Origin of the sequence: Nodosilinea sp. AN01ver1 (assembly GCF_050565655.1) — a bacterium.
In the GTDB taxonomy this organism is placed as follows: Bacteria; Cyanobacteriota; Cyanobacteriia; order Phormidesmidales; family Phormidesmidaceae; genus Nodosilinea.
On sequence record NZ_JBNXVS010000001.1, the window covers coordinates 237,004 to 253,710 of the forward strand.

Genomic DNA, 16,707 nt, shown 5'->3' on the forward strand with positions numbered 1-16,707 from the left:
TGTTGCACTCCACAGTTTTAACCGCATTTGAGGCAGTTTTTAAGCTCGGACAAGTACACTTTTCCAGGTCAATTTCTCCGAATATTTACCTAGGTTACACGAGTGGATTTTTTCTCACCCCAGTTAGATCGACCAAGTTTATAGGGTTAGGTAGGCCGTGAACAGAAAGAGTCGCATACCGAAAGCGCACGTTTACACGAGGGCGTTGGCGGCGCTTCCGAACCGTTTGACCCATGACGATTTTAGTGCCAGGGTTATAGGGGAATCGCTCTGCTGCATTGACAGGCTCAACAATGTTTAGATTACTCCAGTCGGGGGAGTCGTTTTGAATGTCTAGAACGTTTTCAATTAAGGCCCTTCCGTCTGCTTCTGTTCTACACAAAACGCGCAGATCGTAACCTTTTTCTTTGTCCTGATAGACAACTTTATCCGTTCCTTTCTTCCAAACATAAGGAGGAGTAGCAAAAACAGAGCGGATTCTTTGGGCTAATTGTTGCGCCCTGGCCATTGTCATAGTGTTTGTGGTTTCGTTAGCTATTCTAAAAGTAACTTCACCTTCAACCCTAGGGAATCCATCGACAACCTCGTCAGATGGCTCTGCAAAAAATAGTTTGATTTGAGGTTTATAAATAATCTGAGATTCAAAAGAGTCGATAGGAATACCGAACATTGCCGGGTGTAACGATGACGAATGCCGGGCAGTGATTTCAAACAGCAGCACTCTAAGCAAAGTCATCGGAAGGCTATCTCGTTCCTCATGGCGACAGGCTACCCGCAGAGAGCTGCGGGGGATTGTGAGGTCATCGGTTGGCCCCAAGTCAGAAAAATGCTCTGCAATTTCGCGGTTGTACCAACGTTTAACCGTGTCTTGAAGGTGCTCACAAGGGCTGAAATTTTCAGGTAGTGCCATTTGCGGGTTCCAAGTCGATAGGGTCTGCATCGGGGGCCTGGGAAGCTTCAGCCGCCTCTGTAGAGGCCGTCAGCACCGGCTCATTCTCAGGCACATCTGTTCGGGGGGCCAGCGTGGCGACTTCCTCAACTAGCCGATCTTTAGCTTGCCCTAGCTCCGTTACTTCCTCCTGTATCTCTCTCACCCCAGCCACAGCTGCGTAAAGAGTGCCGATCGTATCGTCGGCTTGCTCCAGGCCGTCGATTACCCGTTGCATTTTGCGGCGGGTCGCGTCGCCCGCTTTGTAGTTTTCGCTAAACATGGGGTAGCTCAAAGCATCTACTACCCGGCTAAGCCTCAGCGCGTTGCCAATCTTCCCGGTGTTGTTGGCCGCGATTTCGAGTAGGTCAGTGGTTGAGTCTTGCAGGTTTCGCAGTGACCAAATAACGTTGCTAGCACTCTGATAGATGCGACTAGCTTTAGTTAAAGCGTTGCTAATGTTTGTAGCCAGCTTTTCACCTAGTGCAGCGTTGACAGCGCTTTTCACTTTGCTGCCAATCATAGTATTTATGTCTAGAGGATTGCCCTGCTCATCATCAATACCAACAGTATCGAGCAATAGGCTAATCATTTCACCCAGCGTTGCCCCTACATCACGCGAAAGATAATAGGCATTGTGAACGCTGGTAATTAAAGTTAGGGCATTAATGGCTTTTTGAATTCTGGTTGCTTCCCAGGCTTTAGCCGCAAACGCTTGCATAGTGTTGAGATAAGCCCTGGTTTGAACTACCACCGTACTTGTTTTAACACTAGTGGCAAAATGGCCAATCTGAGTCCCTTTTATCTGCTCAGTATTAGCCAGAATTCTCCTGAGTAAAGCATTATCCACTTGCTGAGCCCCTACTGCGACGTTTTTACCATCTAACCCGTTCTTGCCTGCTGGGCCTCTCAGCCCTTGCTGGCCTCTTATCCCCTGCAATCCTTGCCGCCCACGCTGCCCATTTACCCCATTGCGACCGTTTAGGCCATTGCGACCGTTCAGCCCGTTGCGGCCAGCAATGCCCTGCAATCCTCTCGGGCCTGCTGGACCTTGCAATCCTCTCGGCCCAGCTCGACCAGCTTGACCAGCTCGGGCTAATGCCTGTCCAGCTTTGCCCAGTGCCTGCTGAGCTACGCCCTGGGCCAATGTGGCGGCGGCAGCGGCGGCTACTGCTTTGGTGATCGCCGTTGCCGCCTGGGTGAGGGCTGATTGACCGATCTGCCGTGCTTCATTAGCTGCTGATTGTGCTCGCTGAGCTGCCGCCTGGGCCTGCTGCGCGATGGATTTTGCCTGATTGGCTAAGCTCTCAATGCCGCCAATCTGGTTAACCAACCGCTGCAAAATTGTGAGCATCCGAGTAATGTCAGCTTCAACCAGTCCAACTCGTCGCTCTAGATTAGCCATCCGTCGCCGTAAATCAATGGCGTTTAAGAGGCTAAATATTGTCTCAATTAAATCTAGAATTAAAAAGAGGCGACCCAAAACCATAAAAATTTTGTCGAGCGCTTCTTTTGCTAAACCCCTAGCATATTTACTAATTTGCAAGGCTTCTAATGCTTTATCAAAAACTTGTTCTAATCTGCTCTCGACCTTGCGAATGAACTTCACGATGGTATTGAATTTTTGAGCTAAGTCAACGGCTAAATCGTCAACGGCTCGCCTTACTCTATTTGCCAGAGTAAGGGCATCGTCAGCCTTAAATGATGCACTCATGGCTCGGCCTAGAGCGTTAGATGCTTCCATTTTGGCAGACAAAGCATTTCCATTCGCCAAATTAGCCAAGGCTTCAACTGGATTGACTTTACCTATCACAAAACCTTTTGTTGCAAAGGCTCCTAGCAATGGCACAATGGCAGCTGTAGCCAACGCTTTTCCTTTTTGTGCCCCTTCTTCGACAATGGCAGCTTTTTCGCTTTTAGGAATGTACTTGCCGTCTAGGCCATTGAGTTTTGCCTCAATAGCGTTAAGCTTAGCCATCAATTCATCGCAATCGCTCATTTCTATAACCTAGCAAGTATTGCAGACGCTTTTGCTAATAAAGCTGTGCAGCAAGGGCATTCATCCTGCGGTTCTAGGGTTACTTCGATACACTGTTCCCTAGTAACGACTAAGCCTGTACTAAATGTGGTTTGGCATTTGTCAACACCCGGAAAGTCTTCCCCAGGCCCGCAAACCTCTGATCCAATAAATCGCAACGAACTGATAGCGTTATTATCGCTGTAAATAGAGCCATTCTCGTAGTAAGTTATGCTGCGCAACTCTGGAATCATTACAGTGTTTCCAATGCAATCAATTCCGATTAAACTATAGCCTCCATAGTAAGGCTGTCCATTTGGATAAGCCGCTGGGGCGTCAGAGTAAGTCCATCGAAAGCTGTAACTAAGAACATTGAGAGTGATAGTTCTATTATTGTTGATAGAAAAGCCTGAGATGGTAACACCACCGTACTTTGAAAAGTCGCCGCCCGCCTGGGGATTGCCTGAACCTGGAATTATTTGTTGTTGCCAACTAATTGGTTGGTTGGATGTGACGGTATTCCATTCAGAATCACCTTGCTCTCTCCAGTAAGCTCGATAGGTATATTGAGCAGTCATTTACTAACCTTGCCAAGAACATTGCTTACCCAATTACGTCATCGGGGTCTAAGGTTGGGTTGGCAAACGGTCGATAGATGCTCACTGGATACTGTGTGTCTAATTGCTCATTGTCTCGAACAACAGAAATGAATGGATCGCCTATGGTAATGCCCCAGTCTTTATCGTTTGTGGCTGCATCTGTTGGGGTATTGGCTTTGAGTTTTAATAAGATGGCCGTGAGAATTTCGGTGGGGCTGGTGCTGGTTGGTGTTAAACCAACGTCGGTGAAATCAGCCAGCGATACTGTTAGCGTTCCAGAGCTGATAGAAGCGTTTGCGCCGAAGACTTGAGACAGAGTTGCAGCAGGCATTGAAAATCCCTTTAGAACTGAATTGCGGATTATCGATCGACACCTCAATTCTGCCCCCACTGGCCGGAGACAAACGAAAGATAATAGGCCTGAAATTAGGCGTAAGTGAGCACACAGGCTGCACAACCACTGCTATACTTAGCCCTTGGGAGCGATGCCAGGGGACTCATAAGCCCTTGGTCGCGTGTTCAAATCACGCCTGAGCCATTTTATTTTTACCGCTCCTTGAGGGGGTAAGTTCATGACTGATACGAGAGACGGCTGTTTGCGGGTCGGTCAAATGGCCCCTGACTTCAGCGCCACCGCCGTAGTCGGTCAGGATTTTAAGATTGTTAAGCTGTCTGAGTACCGGGGTAGATATGTCGTGCTGTTTTTTTACCCCCTCGACTTTACCTTCGTGTGCCCAACTGAGATTGCTGCCTTTAGCGATCGCTACAGCGAATTTGAGGCCCTCAACGCCGAGATCTTGGGTATCTCGGTTGACAGTGAGTTTGCTCACCTGGCCTGGATTCAGACCGAGCGCAAGATGGGCGGTGTAGGCGATCTCAACTACCCCCTGGTGTCCGACATCAAGAAAGACATCAGCGCGGCCTACAACGTGCTTGATCCCGACAGCGGGGTGGCCCTGCGAGGGCTATTTATTATTGACCGGGATGGTGTGTTGCAGCACTCAACCATCAACAACCTGGCCTTTGGCCGCAAGGTAGATGAAACCCTGCGGGTTTTGCAGGCTATTCAGCATGTACAGACGAACCCCGACGAGGTCTGCCCCGTCGATTGGCAGCCCGGCGACAAAACCATGACCCCCGACCCTGTCAAGTCGCGAGAGTTTTTTGCCGAGGTTTAGCCGCGCTGCAATGGGTATCGCGGGTTACCGCGCTTAGCCTAAAGGCTACTGTGCTTGGTCAACCGGGTAGGTCAACCGGGTAGCGCATTGGCGCAGGGCCATCGCTTTAGAGCAGGCTATGCCAGTATGGCTTCTAGATCCCCTTGCTTTTAGTAGTCAGCCAAGCTCATGATGACGGGTCAGTGGATATATGGTTTAAGGTTTCAGGTTTAAGGCGAGCCCTGGGCCTTATAATTTGAACCCTGCACCTAGAGCGGCTGGCTCCTGTCAGTATCAGCTTGGTCAAGTCCTAGAAGGTTTTGGCGTAGTTTGGGAGAACTTGTATGCTAACTGCTCCGCCATCGACAACCTCGGCTGGATGGCGCTATTGGCTGCCTTTGCCGCCGCGTCTGGAGCTGCCTCTGGGCCAGATTCCGCCTGACTTTGCCCTCTGGGATGTGACCCACGGGCGCACCGTACGGTTGGCCAATTGGCGGGGCAAACAGCCTGTGGTGCTGGTGTTTTGCCGCATTGCCGCAGCGATCGCCTACAGCCCTCAGCGCTATGCCCACCTGGTGGCTGTCAACGAAACCTATGCTCAGTTCCGCAATGCTGGGGCTGAAGTGCTGGCGATTAGCCCCCAGCCCCAGCGCCAAACCCAGGCTGTAATAGATGACCTCAGTCTGAGCCTACCTCTGCTCAGTGACCCGGCGGGAGACGTTTTTCGGGCTTACAAGACGGGGCAGGCTCTGGGCGCACCGCTGCCAGCCCAGTTTTTGCTCGATGCCCAGGGGCGACTGCGCTACGGTCATCTATTTTCGCTGCTGCACCCGGTGGCCCTGCCTGATGCTCTGCTGGCAGCGCTGGAGCAGCTGTAGGTCATTCTGCTGAGCCGGACAGGGACAGCGTTTAGCTTGGCACAGTGGTCGCGGCCAGGGGTTGCTCGACGGCAATGCGCGGCAGGCGGTGCTTAAACCCGCAAAGAATTTCCCAGCTGATAGTGCTGGCCATAGCGGCCCAATCGTCGGGGCCAATGGCGTGATTGCCGTCGCGACCAAGCAGGGTAACGACATCGCCCTCTTGCAGGTTGGGGATGTGGCTGACATCCAGCATGAGCTGATCCATGGTGATTGCGCCAATTTGCTGGGCCAGGCGGCCTTTGACCATGACCTGAAGCCGGTTAGAAAGGACGCGGGGCACTCCATCGGCGTAGCCGATGCCCACAACGGCTACGCGAATGGGGCGATCGCAGACGTACTGGTGGCCGTAGCTGATGCCCGTACCTGTCGGTACGTCTTTGAGATGGGTGATGCGAGCTTTAACCTGCATCACCGGCTGTAAATCAACCCGATTTTGGAGATGGGGGGCTGGGTAAAGGCCGTAGAGGCCCAGCCCCACCCGCACCAGGTCGTAGTGCAGGGCAGGGTCGGCCAGGGTGGCCGCTGTATTGGCAAAATGCAGCCGCGGTGGGAGCAACTGGTGCTGCTGAAGCTGCCCCAGCGCGGCTCTAAACCGCTGGTGCTGCTGCTCCATGATGGTTGGGTCGGGGCTGTCGGCGGTGGCCAGATGAGAATAGAGGCTGTCAATTTTGAGGTGGGGCAGCTGCCGCACGAACCGGGCAAAATCGACGGCATCAGCCCAGGGAAACCCGAGCCGAGTCATGCCAGTATCGATTTTGAGGTGCACGCCTACCGGCCGGGCCGCCGCCAGTCCCGAGAGTGTGTCAGAAAAGATCAGCGCCTGCTTGGGGTTGACCAGGGTGGGCTGCAGCCGCCAGTGGGCGATCGCCTGCATTTCTTCAGGGCTGTTGACCGCCCCCATGACTAGAATTGGCGCTTGAACGCCTGCCGCCCGCAGCTCAATGCCCTCGGGAACGGTGGCTACCCCCAGCCAGGCGGCTCCGGCCTGAAGCGCCGTCTGAGCGACGGTGACGGCCCCGTGGCCGTAGGCATCGGCCTTGACGACCGCCATCAGCTGGGTGGCGGCAGGCAGTATGCCCCTCAGCTGGCGCACGTTGTGCCGCAGCGCGGCCAGGTTAACCTCAACCCAGGCCCGACAGCAGCGCATGGGTTCTAGGCTGGGGGCCAGGCTTGGGGTTTGTTCCCAACTCAGCATCGTCACTCCTCCTTCACCGTAGGCTTTTTGGGGCTTTTTCTGGGGGATTGCTTTGGGCCTTGGGGTGCTAGCGACCCATCATAGCGCCAGATGCTGCCCGGCCAACCCCTGAGTTAGCCCCAGGGCAGTGTATCAGGGCCAAACGCCTCATTTAGCTTCTGTGCTACCATCGGTCTAATATTCTTTAGCCATTTACTACGCAAAAGAATGAGTAAGGTTCTGGTGCTCAATGCCTCCTATGAACCGCTCAATATTACGAGCTGGCGTCGGGCTGTTGTTCTTGTCATCAAGGGTAAGGCCGAACGGGTTGAGCATAACGGCAAGTTGGTCTATGCTAACTTTCCGCTGCCAACGGTCATTCGCCTGCGCCACTACGTGCGGGTGCCCTACAAAGACATTCCCCTCACCCGTCGTAATCTGCTGCAGCGCGACAATCACACCTGTCAGTACTGCGGCTACAGCGGCGATGGCTTGACCCTCGACCACGTGGTGCCGCGATCGCGGGGTGGCGGTGATACCTGGGAAAATATGGTAACAGCTTGCGTGCGCTGCAACGTCAAAAAGGGCAACCGTACTCCTCGAGAGGCCAATATGCCGCTGTTTAGCCAGCCCCGTAAGCCCCACAGCAGTCTCTACTTTGAAGTTACCCGCCAAATCCATAGCGGCGTACACCAGGAATGGAAAAAGTATGTCATTGGCATTTCCTAGGGGCTTAACTTATGCCTTAAGGCTGAAATCGGGCTTTGGTTGTGATTGAACTGTCCGTTCTGCGGCAAATTGTAATAATAAGCATAGAGCTACAGCGCTGTTGACTCTCTAGGGAGTGATGCTTGGGTAGGGCGCTTCGTTTAGAGAACAGTCCTGACCGCGGCGCTAACGCGGTCTGTCTAGGTGTGTCTTTGGCTCTAGGGTGAGGACATTAAATCAGTTAAGTACCAGGTGCGCTGTCACACAGGATAATGTCTATGATGACGTTTAACTCCGACTCCGAGGTTTTAGAGGAGGCTCTGCCCAACGGCAACAGCGCTATTTCTTTAGTGCCCAGGCCCGATTCAGACAGCGATTCTGACGATCCGGTAAAGGCGGTACGCCGCTTGTTAGAGGCCCATCGAGAAGATCGGCATTTAGTGCTGCTGCAAGATTTTCCTGACCCCGATGCGCTGTCGTCGGCTTGGGCCTATAAGCTCATTGCGGCCAACTACAAAATTGAATGCGACATTGTCTACGCTGGCACCCTGAGTCACCAGGAAAATATTGCCCTGGTGCGCCTGACGGGCCTGCCCGCTCGCCGCTGGTTAAATGCCGCCGACAGCTCTCACCTGGCCGACTACCAGGGGCTGGTGCTGGTCGACAACCAGGGCACCACCAGCCAGCTCTACGAGCACATCCGGGAGGCCGGGCTGCCCCTGGTGTTGGTGATTGACCACCATGCTCCCCAGTCTAAGCTCGATGCCGAGTACGTAGACCTGCGGCCCCACATTCGAGCGACGGCGACAATTTTGACCCAGTACCTGCAGCAGGGGCTGCTCAACCTCGATCGCAACAACAGCAAGCACGCCAAGTGTGCCACCGCCCTCATGCACGGCCTGCGGGCCGACACCAACCAGCTCATGCATGCCGGAGCCAGCGACTTCATGGCGGCGGCCTATCTGAGCCAGTTTTACGACGGCCAGCTGCTCAGCGCGGTACTGCAGGCCTCGCGCTCAAAGCGGGTGATGGATGTGATCGAGCGATCGCTGCGCAACCGCAAGGTGCAAAACAATGTGTCGATCGCCGGGGTGGGCTACCTGCGCTACGACGATCGCGACGCCATTCCCCAAGCGGCTGACTTTTTGGTCACCGAAGAGAACGTGCATACCGCCGTGGTCTACGGCATTGTCCACGACGAAGACGAAGAGCGCGAGGTGGTGATTGGCTCGCTGCGCACCAGCAAAATTACCCTCGACCCCGACGAATTTATCAAAGAAGCCTTTGGCCAGGACAGCGAGGGCCGCTTCTTTGGCGGCGGGCGATCGATGGCGGGCGGGTTTGAAATTCCGGTGGGCTTTTTGTCGGGCTTCTACGAAAACTCTGAGTACAACCGCCTCAAGTGGGAGGTGTTTGATACCCAGATTAAGCAGAAGCTCTGGCGGCTGGTCAACCCCGAAGAAGGCATGATCAACACCGACTAGAGGCTTTGGCTGGGTTTTGCTGATTAAGCGCTTTGGCCAATACTGTTCAAAACGTAAGCAGCTCAGGCAACAAGTCCTGGGCTGCTTACGCCTAATTGTGATCGATAACCTGCGGATTGACTAGGGCTGCATCACTTCGGGCACGTCTATCGGTTTGGTGAGATCGTGGTCTGCGATCGCAGGTCGCTTATCCCCGGAGCCAAACCCGCCGTGCAGCAGGGTGTAGAAGCACGGAATGATAAACAGCGTTAGCACCGTCGCCAGCGATAGCCCCGAAAACACCACCACGCCCAGGGGCTGCAAGAATTCTGACCCCTCGCCAATGCCCAGGGCCAGCGGAAACAGACCCAGCACCGTGGTGCAGGTGGTCATCAAGATCGGGCGCAGGCGGCGGGGGGCAGCGCGCAGCATGGCTTCCTGGCGGGAGCAGCCGGTGGAGGTATAGATTTGGTTCGCTAGCTCCACCATGATGATGGCGTTGTTGACCACGATGCCCACCAGCAGCACCGCGCCGACTACGACCGTCGCCCCGATCGCCGTCTGGGTGACAAACAGGCCCAAAATGCCTCCAGCCAGGGCCAGCGGCACCGTCAGCATGATCACCAGCGGGTCGATCAGCGAGTTGTACTGCACCGCCATTACCACAAACACCAGAAAGGCCGCTAGGGCACCGAGGATTGCTAGCGATCGCTGTAGCTCGCGATTGGTTTCGGCGGCGGAACTGGGCAGCAGGGTAATGCCCTCCGGTAAATCAAGGTCGGCGACAATAGCTTCGGCCTCTGCCAGGGCCGCACCCAGGCTGGCCCCGTCGGCCAGATCGCCCGCAATCAAAAACACCTGACGGCGGTTGATGCGCTGGATCTCTCCCGGCGCTGGCCCCCGGCCAACGGTGGCAATATCGCCCAGCTGCACCCGCTGCCCGCCATCGGTAAACAGCGGAATATCGAGCAGTTGGGCCGAGCGCTGCACACTGCCCGGCTCGATCTGCACGTTGACATCGACCAGGCGGTTGCCCCGCTGTAGCTGGGTGGGCACTGAGCCATTCAGGGCCGTTTGAATGGTGGCCCCAATGTCGGCGGCGGAAAGGCCAAGGTCGGTGGCCCTGGTCCAGTCAGGTAAAATTCGCACCTCTTCTTGCGGGGATTCGCCGTCGGGGCGAAAGCGGGCCAGGGTCGCTTGACCGAGTGCTTCAACCACCTGCCGACCCGCCTGTAGCAGGGCCTCAGGGTCTTCGCCCTGGAGGCCAACATCGAGGTCTGAGCGCACCGGGGAGTTGCTTAAAATTAGCCCTCGTACCGACTCGGGTCGAATGCTGATGTCGGTCTCAACCACCGGCAGCTGACCTAGCTCGCCGTTCATTTTTTCGACAAAGGCCAGGGTGTCGGTGCCGGGTTTGAGCGTAATGGTGCTGCTGCCGCGCAGGGTGTTTTCGCTGGTGTTCGAGCCAAACAGCGACCCCCCGGCGGTGGTAAAGGCGTAGTCAGTCTCGGGCTGGGCCAGCAAAATCTCGTCGATCGCATTCATCACGCGCTGGTTGTCCTCAACCGTGGTACCGGCCGGGAAACGAGCGCTGGCCCTGGCCTGGCCGGTGCTGATGTTGGGTAGAATTTCCTGGGGAATGCGGCCGACCATCCAGAGGCTGCCGCCGCCAAACACCAGCAGGGCCAGGGCGATCACCAAAATGCGCCGCTGAATAACGCGGCCCAACAGGTTGCCGTAGCCCACGGTTATGCCCTCTAGGCGGGCGTTGAACCAGCGGAATGGCCCCCAGCTTTGCAGCGATCGCGTTGGCCGACCCATAATCAGCCGCGCGGCCAGGGCCGGCACTACGGTGAGGCCCACCACCAGCGACGCCGCCACCGAAAAGCTCACGGTCAAGATCAGCTCGTTAAAAATGAGCGAAATAAAGCCGCCGATCAGCAAAAAGGGCAGCACGGCCACCAGATTGGTCAGAGTTGAGGCCAGCAGCGCGCTCTCCAGCTCCTGGCTGCTGGCTTCGGCCTGGAAGATCGCCTCACGGCTGCTGTAGCGTTCGCCCTGGCGCGATCGCTCCATCTCTTCGGCCCGCTTAGCCATATTCTCCAGCATCACGATTGAGTTATCCACCACGATGCCGACTCCCAGGGCCAGGCCCCCCAGGCTAAACACGTTGAGCGACAGCCCAAATAATCCCATCAGTACCAGGGCCATCAGGGTAGCCAGAGGAATAGCCAGCACAATGATGAAGGTCTGCCGCAGGGAGCCTAGAAACATCAGCACCACCAGCCCCGCCAGCGCGGCCCCAGTCAAACCCGACATCGCTACGTTATTGATAGAGTTGCGAATAAACCTCGACTCGTCGAGGGTAGCGGTCATCTCCATGCCCTCTGGCATTTGGCCCACTCGGCGCATCTCCTCGAGCTTGGCTTTGACCCCGTCTACGACATCAATGGTGTTAGCCGCGGGCTGTTTCTGAATGCTGACCTTAACCGCAGGCTGACCGTTGAGGTTGACAAAGACGCGCTGTTCTTCGGTGCCGTCGATGATCGTGGCCACATCGCGCAGGTACACCTGCTGGGCGGGGCTGGTGCCCGGTACGGTAATGGCAATATTTCGCAGCTCGTCTGCCGACTCAAACCGGCCCACCAGGCGAGTCAGACTTTCTTCGTTACCGCCCCGCAGACGACCCCCCGAGACGTCTTGGTTGCGCTCCTCCAGGGCTTCGATGACGTCGGTTACACCGATGCCTGCGGCCTGCAGGCGGCGCAGGTCAAGGTTGACCTGCACTTCTTCGTTGACGCCGCCCGAAACATCGGTGGTGGCTACCCCTAACACCTGCTGTAGCTCACGGGCCAGCTCTTCCTCGGCAAAAATGCGCAGCTCCTGGGGGCTGAGCTGAGCTGAGGTGAGCGCCATTTCGTACACCGGCAGCTGCGAGGGGTCAAACTTGAACAGGCGCGGCGTTTCCAGGTCGGGGGGTAGGGTGCTGCGGGCGCGGTTGAGGGTGGCGGTGGCGTCGTTGAGGGCCTGGTCGATGTCGCCGCCCGGTTCGAAGTACAGATCGATGCTGATCTGGCCTTCTCGGGTTTGAGAGAATACCTGCACCACACCCTCAGTGGCGGATAGGGCTTCTTCGAGGGGGCGCGTCACTTCGTCTATCGCCACTTCTGGGGCTAGCCCCGGCGTATCCCCCCGCAGGCCAATGCGGGGATAGGTGATCGAGGGCAGCAGGTCTACGGGCAGCTGTGAGGTGATGAAAAAACCCATCACAAAGACGGTCAGCGTCAGCATCAGGGTGCCGATGTGCCGTCGAATGGCCAGCCCGCTGATGCTGAAGCGGTTGTTGGGGTAGGAGGAGGGGGTCATGGGGAGCGAGGGGGTAGGGAGGCGAGGGAGAGGGGTAGGGAGGTGAGGAAGATGAGGGAGTGGGGAGGTGAAGAAGATGAGGCGGGGAAGCAGCATGTCTTTCTCATCCCTCCATCCCCTTACCCTTCTGAAGTCAGGCTAAGCTCTACGGTCTGCCCCGACTCCAGGGGCTGGCTGCTGCGCACGACATACTGCTCGCCGGGGGTGAGGCCAGAGAGAATGGTGACTTGACCATCGGCGCGATCGCCTACCTGCACCGTTCTGGCTTCAACCGCTGGGCTGCCGTCGGTTTCGCTGATCACAAAAATTTGACTGTCGCTGGCTGCGGCGGTTTCGAGTGCGCTTTCTGGCACGATGACTGCACTAGATTGACTGCCAACGCTGGTGACGCGAGCCAGCAGACCGCTGCCAATGCGGCCACCGGGGTTGGCTACGGTAATCTCTACGGGCAGCAGGCGTGAGGTGCTGTCGGCTACGGGCGAAATTCGGGTCACCTGGCCAGTGAAGGTTTCGTCAGGAAAGGCATCGATCGCCAGCTCGACTGACTGCCCCTCGCTAAATTCGCTGAGGTTGCTGTCAGCTATCTCAATTACCACCAGCACCTGCGATAGGTCGCCCAGGGTCAAGACCGCCTCCCCAGGGAGCACCAGGTCGCCGGGCTCAGCGACGCGCTCTAGTACCACCCCAGAGAGGGAGGCGGTGAGGTTGGCAAAGGAAAGCCGCTGCTGGGTTTCGCGCAGAATAGAGCGCTGGGCCTCGACTCGCTGCTGGGCCGCCGCAACGGCCTGCTGCCGGGTACGGACCTGCTCTTGAGACGATTGCAGGGCCTGTTCGGCAGCCACCAGGGTGGTCTGGGCCTGTTCGGCCTCCTGGGTAGAAACGGCCCCCTGGCTGGCCAGGGTCTGGAGCCGTTGGGCATCGTTGCTGGCCTGCTGAAACCTGACCCGCGACTCTTCGATGGAGGTGCGAATATCGGCTAGCTCGGCTTCGGCCTGGGTGACCTCAAACTGGCGGGCGGCTAGCTCGGCTTGGGCTTCACCGACAGCGGTTTGCAGCAGCACATTGTCAAGATTGCCGACCACCTGGCCCTGCTGCACCCGATCGCCCACATCAGCCCTTAAGTTCAGCAGTCGCCCTTCGGCCTGCGATCGCAGCGACACCTGCCGCACCGGGCGAGTCGTGCCGGGGTAGACGCGGCTCGAATCTTCAGTGGCCTGGGCTGCGGCCACATCGACCACGGCGGGTCCGCTGTCCTCTTCCTGCTCAGGCTGGGCCTGGGCCGTCGGCTCGACCGACCCGCCACAGCCGACGGTTGCGATCGCAATGCCACCTACTAACAAAAACGCTACCCCTATCGGGGCACGCCTTGCCCCTCGAAGCCGTCTAAACGCCATGTCTGAACCCTCTAAACCGCTGCGTTTACTTTACTTTACATTTTTTATTCTGAGCTTCTACCTTTTAGTAGAGGCCAGTTTTGCGGATTGGGCGTGCTAATTTTTCCCTAGCCGTCAATGGTGCCGTGGATAACCAATCGCTTTTGAATTGAGGCTTCTATGCCTTCTACTTCTAGGCCTTCTAATATTTCAGAAAAGTACAGAACCAAACCGTTGATTTAAGCAGCCGGGCTGTAGGTGGGCTAGCTGATCGAGCTAGGCTAGCAGGCGGTGCCTTTGAGTTGGCAACTACTTGCCAGCCCCTATATCGCTTTGGCCCTAAAGATGTGTGATGACTCTGACCGCAGAACGGCCTGCTTAAGAGCCGTTCTGGTCGTATTTAATGTCATTTAGAATGCCACAGAAATGGTCTGCTGTGGCCTTTTATGAGAACACTCTTACTTTTATGCCTAGCTTTTATGACTGGCTCTTCGTTGGCACAAACCAGTCTCTAGTCGGTGATGGCTCTTTCACCCTGCCCCAACCCTCTTCTTATTTCCCAGGTGCTAATCGAGCCGCCATGTTTTGGTTGCCTCTAGCCCCGCCGTCACGCTGCGGGGACAGTACCCCAGGGCAAAGGCGCGATCGCTATTAGAAGACACATCCGGGGGGCGAGCGGCGGGCATGACAACATCGGCCTGCTTGCTCGGCAAAATCAGGTCTTTCTCCAGGCCAAAGACCTCGGCCATGCGGAGGCCAAACTCGTAGCGGCTGATCCGCTCAGGGCCGCCCAGGTGCAGCAGGCCGGTGGTTTCGAGCGCGAGCAGCAGGCCCACGGCAGCATCTTCAACGTAGGCAGGGGTGCGAAACTCGTCGGTAAACAGGTGCAGCGGCTGCCCCGCCTCCAGGGTGCGCACAAAACCCTGCAAAAAGCATTCTGCCGTTGGGCTGGGGGGGCCGTAGAGCAGCGGCATCCGGCAGACGACGGCGGTGGGATGCAGCGCCTGAATCAGCACCTCGGCCTCAGCCTTGTGGCGACCGTATAGGCTGATGGGGCTGGTGGGAGAGGTTTCGCTGTAGGGAGGTGACTGGCCGTCGAACACCTGGTCGGTGGAGGTAAAGGCAAAGGGAATAGAGCGAGCGCCGCACACCTGGGCCAGTACCCGAGTTGCCTCTACGTTGATAGCGTAGGAGAGGTCGGGCGCTTGCTCACAGCGGTTGGGTTGCGACAGAGCGGCAGTGTGAATCACCGCATCGGGCGCTAGTTCGCTCAGCCAAAATTCCACCTGTCTGAGGTCGGTGAGGTCAACGGCGTGCAGCGTTACCCCCGGTAGGGGCGGCCTGTGGTGATGGTAGGTGCCCTCAACCTGCCAGGTGGCCTGGGCGGCGCGGCACAGGTGCCAGCCCAAAAAGCCGCTGGCACCCGTCACCAACAGCCGTCGCCGGGCCGGGCTGGGGTCGCTGATGGAATGGGGCGCTTCAGGGGGCGCTGCGGGGGATTGGTTTTCCATAGGGCCAGATATGGGATTGAATAGAAACGGTCTAGCTGGCTGGTGGGTATGGTTCGGTATCGACGGTGGTTAGGGGGGAGACGGCCCCGGCAGTGGGCGTTCTGCGGGAAGATTTACTTAAAACGAGCATTCCCTAGGCTGGGGCGGCTGGTTTTGGCTTTGGTTCTGGGGGTGGTGTTGGCGCTCATGGGTGGGCTCTCTCCCCACTGTGGCAGCATGGCGATTTGCGGAGCGATCCGTCCCGGAATTGCCCAGACGACCGTTCCCTCTGAGGATGCTTTTTTTGCCGACGTGATTGTGCGGGGGCAGCCAGTCTTTCAGCTGGGGGGGCTGCCCGATGCTAGCGCAGTTGATCGGGCCGAGCAAATTAACCGCCGCATTGCCGCCCTGCTCAACCAGGATGTTGACCTAGCGCCAGTGACGGTCAATCTAGACCGCGATCGCAACCTGGCCACTCTTCAGGTTAACCAGCGGCTGATTATGACCGTTACCGCCCAGGATGCCCTCGACTTTGACACCGACCTTGACACCCTGGCCCAGCGCTGGGCCGACTTGCTCAACCAGGCGATGGCCCGCACCAACCTGGCGGTAGCGGTGACCTACCGAATTCGGCGCACAGCCCAGGACCTGTTGCGCAACACGATTGATAACCTGCCTGCTGTGCTGGGGGCGCTGGTGATTTTGGTGCTGACCTGGCTGCTGGCGGCGGCGGTGCGCCACGCCGTGCTGGTGTGGGCTAAAAAAACCGAGGGCGATCGCACCACCGAAGAGCTAATCAGCCGCCTCTGCTACGGTGGCGTCTGGACCCTGGGCGCGATCGTGGCCCTGGGGGTGATGGGGCTCAACTTTGCCGCCCTGCTGGGCACCCTGGGCCTGACCAGCGTAGCGATCGGCTTTAGCCTGCGCGACGTACTGAGCAACTACATTTCGGGCGTGATTTTGCTGGCCACGCGGCCCTTTTGCATTGGCGATCAGGTGGTGATCAACAGCTACGAGGGCACCGTCACCCAAATTCAGCTGCGGGCGACCACGGTGCAAACCTACGACGGTCGCCTGGTGTTTATTCCCAACCAGGAGGTGTTTCAGAGCAGCATCACCAACAACACCGCCTCGCCCATTCGCCTCAGCAGCGTCACCGTCGGCATTGACCACAAGGCCGACCTGCCCGACCTGTTCCACCGCATTCAGCAGCAGATGCGGCAAATCGAGGGGGTCGAGCGCGAGCCTGAACCGATCGTGCTGGTGCGCGAGCTAACCCCCACCACCGTGAACCTGGAGGCGCAGTTTTGGGTCAACTCCCGCAAACAATCGTTTTTGCAGGTCACTTCCCACGTGCTGGCGGCCATCAAGCTCACCCTACAAGCGGCCCAGTTTGCCGAAACCAACGCCCCCGAAGACATGGCGATCGAACCGATTCCCAACGAACCGAGTCCGAATACCCCTACTTTTGATGGTGAGATAGATACAGACGGAAGATGATGTGCGATCATC

Annotated in this window: 13 protein-coding genes; 5 read left to right on the forward strand and 8 right to left on the reverse strand. The window is 57.1% G+C overall.

Annotated elements, in window-relative coordinates; all coding sequences use genetic code 11:
* Nucleotides 1-94: 94 nt before the first annotated feature.
* From ACQ4N7_RS01195 to ACQ4N7_RS01210, 4 genes are read right to left on the reverse strand one after another with little or no spacing between them, the layout of a single operon-like run.
* Nucleotides 95-910 carry a hypothetical protein gene (locus tag ACQ4N7_RS01195; protein WP_430709790.1) on the reverse strand — a complete coding sequence of 272 codons (816 nt, stop codon included), beginning with the start codon at nucleotides 908-910 and terminating at the stop codon, nucleotides 95-97.
* Nucleotides 897-2,927, reverse strand: a complete 2,031-nt coding sequence (locus ACQ4N7_RS01200; protein ID WP_430709791.1) for a hypothetical protein — start codon at nucleotides 2,925-2,927, stop codon at nucleotides 897-899. The genes ACQ4N7_RS01195 and ACQ4N7_RS01200 overlap by 14 nt, the downstream gene beginning before the upstream one ends.
* 2 nt (nucleotides 2,928-2,929) lie before the next feature.
* Complete coding sequence (locus tag ACQ4N7_RS01205) at nucleotides 2,930-3,523, reverse strand: hypothetical protein (protein ID WP_430709792.1); 594 nt, start codon at nucleotides 3,521-3,523, stop codon at nucleotides 2,930-2,932.
* 25 nt (nucleotides 3,524-3,548) lie between these two features.
* On the reverse strand, nucleotides 3,549-3,875 hold the full coding sequence (locus ACQ4N7_RS01210; protein WP_430709793.1) for a hypothetical protein: 327 nt from the start codon (nucleotides 3,873-3,875) through the stop codon (nucleotides 3,549-3,551).
* A 241-nt stretch (nucleotides 3,876-4,116) separates the two neighbouring features.
* On the opposite strand from ACQ4N7_RS01210, the gene ACQ4N7_RS01215 reads away from it, so the two are divergent.
* Complete coding sequence (locus tag ACQ4N7_RS01215; RefSeq protein WP_430709794.1) at nucleotides 4,117-4,722, forward strand: peroxiredoxin; 606 nt, start codon at nucleotides 4,117-4,119, stop codon at nucleotides 4,720-4,722.
* Nucleotides 4,723-5,045: 323 nt separating this feature from the next.
* Nucleotides 5,046-5,579 carry a peroxiredoxin family protein gene (locus ACQ4N7_RS01220; RefSeq protein WP_430709795.1) on the forward strand — a complete coding sequence of 178 codons (534 nt, stop codon included), beginning with the start codon at nucleotides 5,046-5,048 and terminating at the stop codon, nucleotides 5,577-5,579.
* Between the two features lie 31 nt (nucleotides 5,580-5,610).
* On the opposite strand, the gene alr is transcribed toward ACQ4N7_RS01220, so the two are convergent.
* The gene (gene alr, locus ACQ4N7_RS01225; protein WP_430709796.1) at nucleotides 5,611-6,816 is read right to left on the reverse strand and encodes an alanine racemase; all 1,206 of its coding nucleotides are present in this window, start codon (nucleotides 6,814-6,816) and stop codon (nucleotides 5,611-5,613) included.
* A 207-nt stretch (nucleotides 6,817-7,023) separates the two neighbouring features.
* Between alr and ACQ4N7_RS01230 the strand changes: the two genes are divergently transcribed.
* Nucleotides 7,024-7,524 carry an HNH endonuclease gene (locus tag ACQ4N7_RS01230; RefSeq protein WP_430709797.1) on the forward strand — a complete coding sequence of 167 codons (501 nt, stop codon included), beginning with the start codon at nucleotides 7,024-7,026 and terminating at the stop codon, nucleotides 7,522-7,524.
* Nucleotides 7,525-7,784: 260 nt separating this feature from the next.
* Nucleotides 7,785-8,987, forward strand: a complete 1,203-nt coding sequence (locus ACQ4N7_RS01235) for a DHH family phosphoesterase (protein ID WP_430710058.1) — start codon at nucleotides 7,785-7,787, stop codon at nucleotides 8,985-8,987.
* A gap of 120 nt (nucleotides 8,988-9,107) precedes the next feature.
* Here the strand turns inward: ACQ4N7_RS01235 and ACQ4N7_RS01240 are convergent, their stop codons facing one another.
* The 3 genes from ACQ4N7_RS01240 to ACQ4N7_RS01250 form a co-directional block, all read right to left on the reverse strand.
* Nucleotides 9,108-12,332 (reverse strand): efflux RND transporter permease subunit, encoded by a 3,225-nt coding sequence (locus tag ACQ4N7_RS01240; RefSeq protein ID WP_430709798.1) that lies wholly within the window; start codon nucleotides 12,330-12,332, stop codon nucleotides 9,108-9,110.
* Nucleotides 12,333-12,451: 119 nt separating this feature from the next.
* Nucleotides 12,452-13,726 (reverse strand): efflux RND transporter periplasmic adaptor subunit, encoded by a 1,275-nt coding sequence (locus ACQ4N7_RS01245; RefSeq protein ID WP_430709799.1) that lies wholly within the window; start codon nucleotides 13,724-13,726, stop codon nucleotides 12,452-12,454.
* A gap of 545 nt (nucleotides 13,727-14,271) precedes the next feature.
* Entirely contained in the window at nucleotides 14,272-15,216 is a 945-nt protein-coding gene (locus ACQ4N7_RS01250) for an SDR family oxidoreductase (protein WP_430709801.1), read from the reverse strand.
* Between the two features lie 216 nt (nucleotides 15,217-15,432).
* On the opposite strand from ACQ4N7_RS01250, the gene ACQ4N7_RS01255 reads away from it, so the two are divergent.
* On the forward strand, nucleotides 15,433-16,695 hold the full coding sequence (locus ACQ4N7_RS01255; RefSeq protein WP_430709802.1) for a mechanosensitive ion channel family protein: 1,263 nt from the start codon (nucleotides 15,433-15,435) through the stop codon (nucleotides 16,693-16,695).
* Nucleotides 16,696-16,707: the final 12 nt, after the last annotated feature.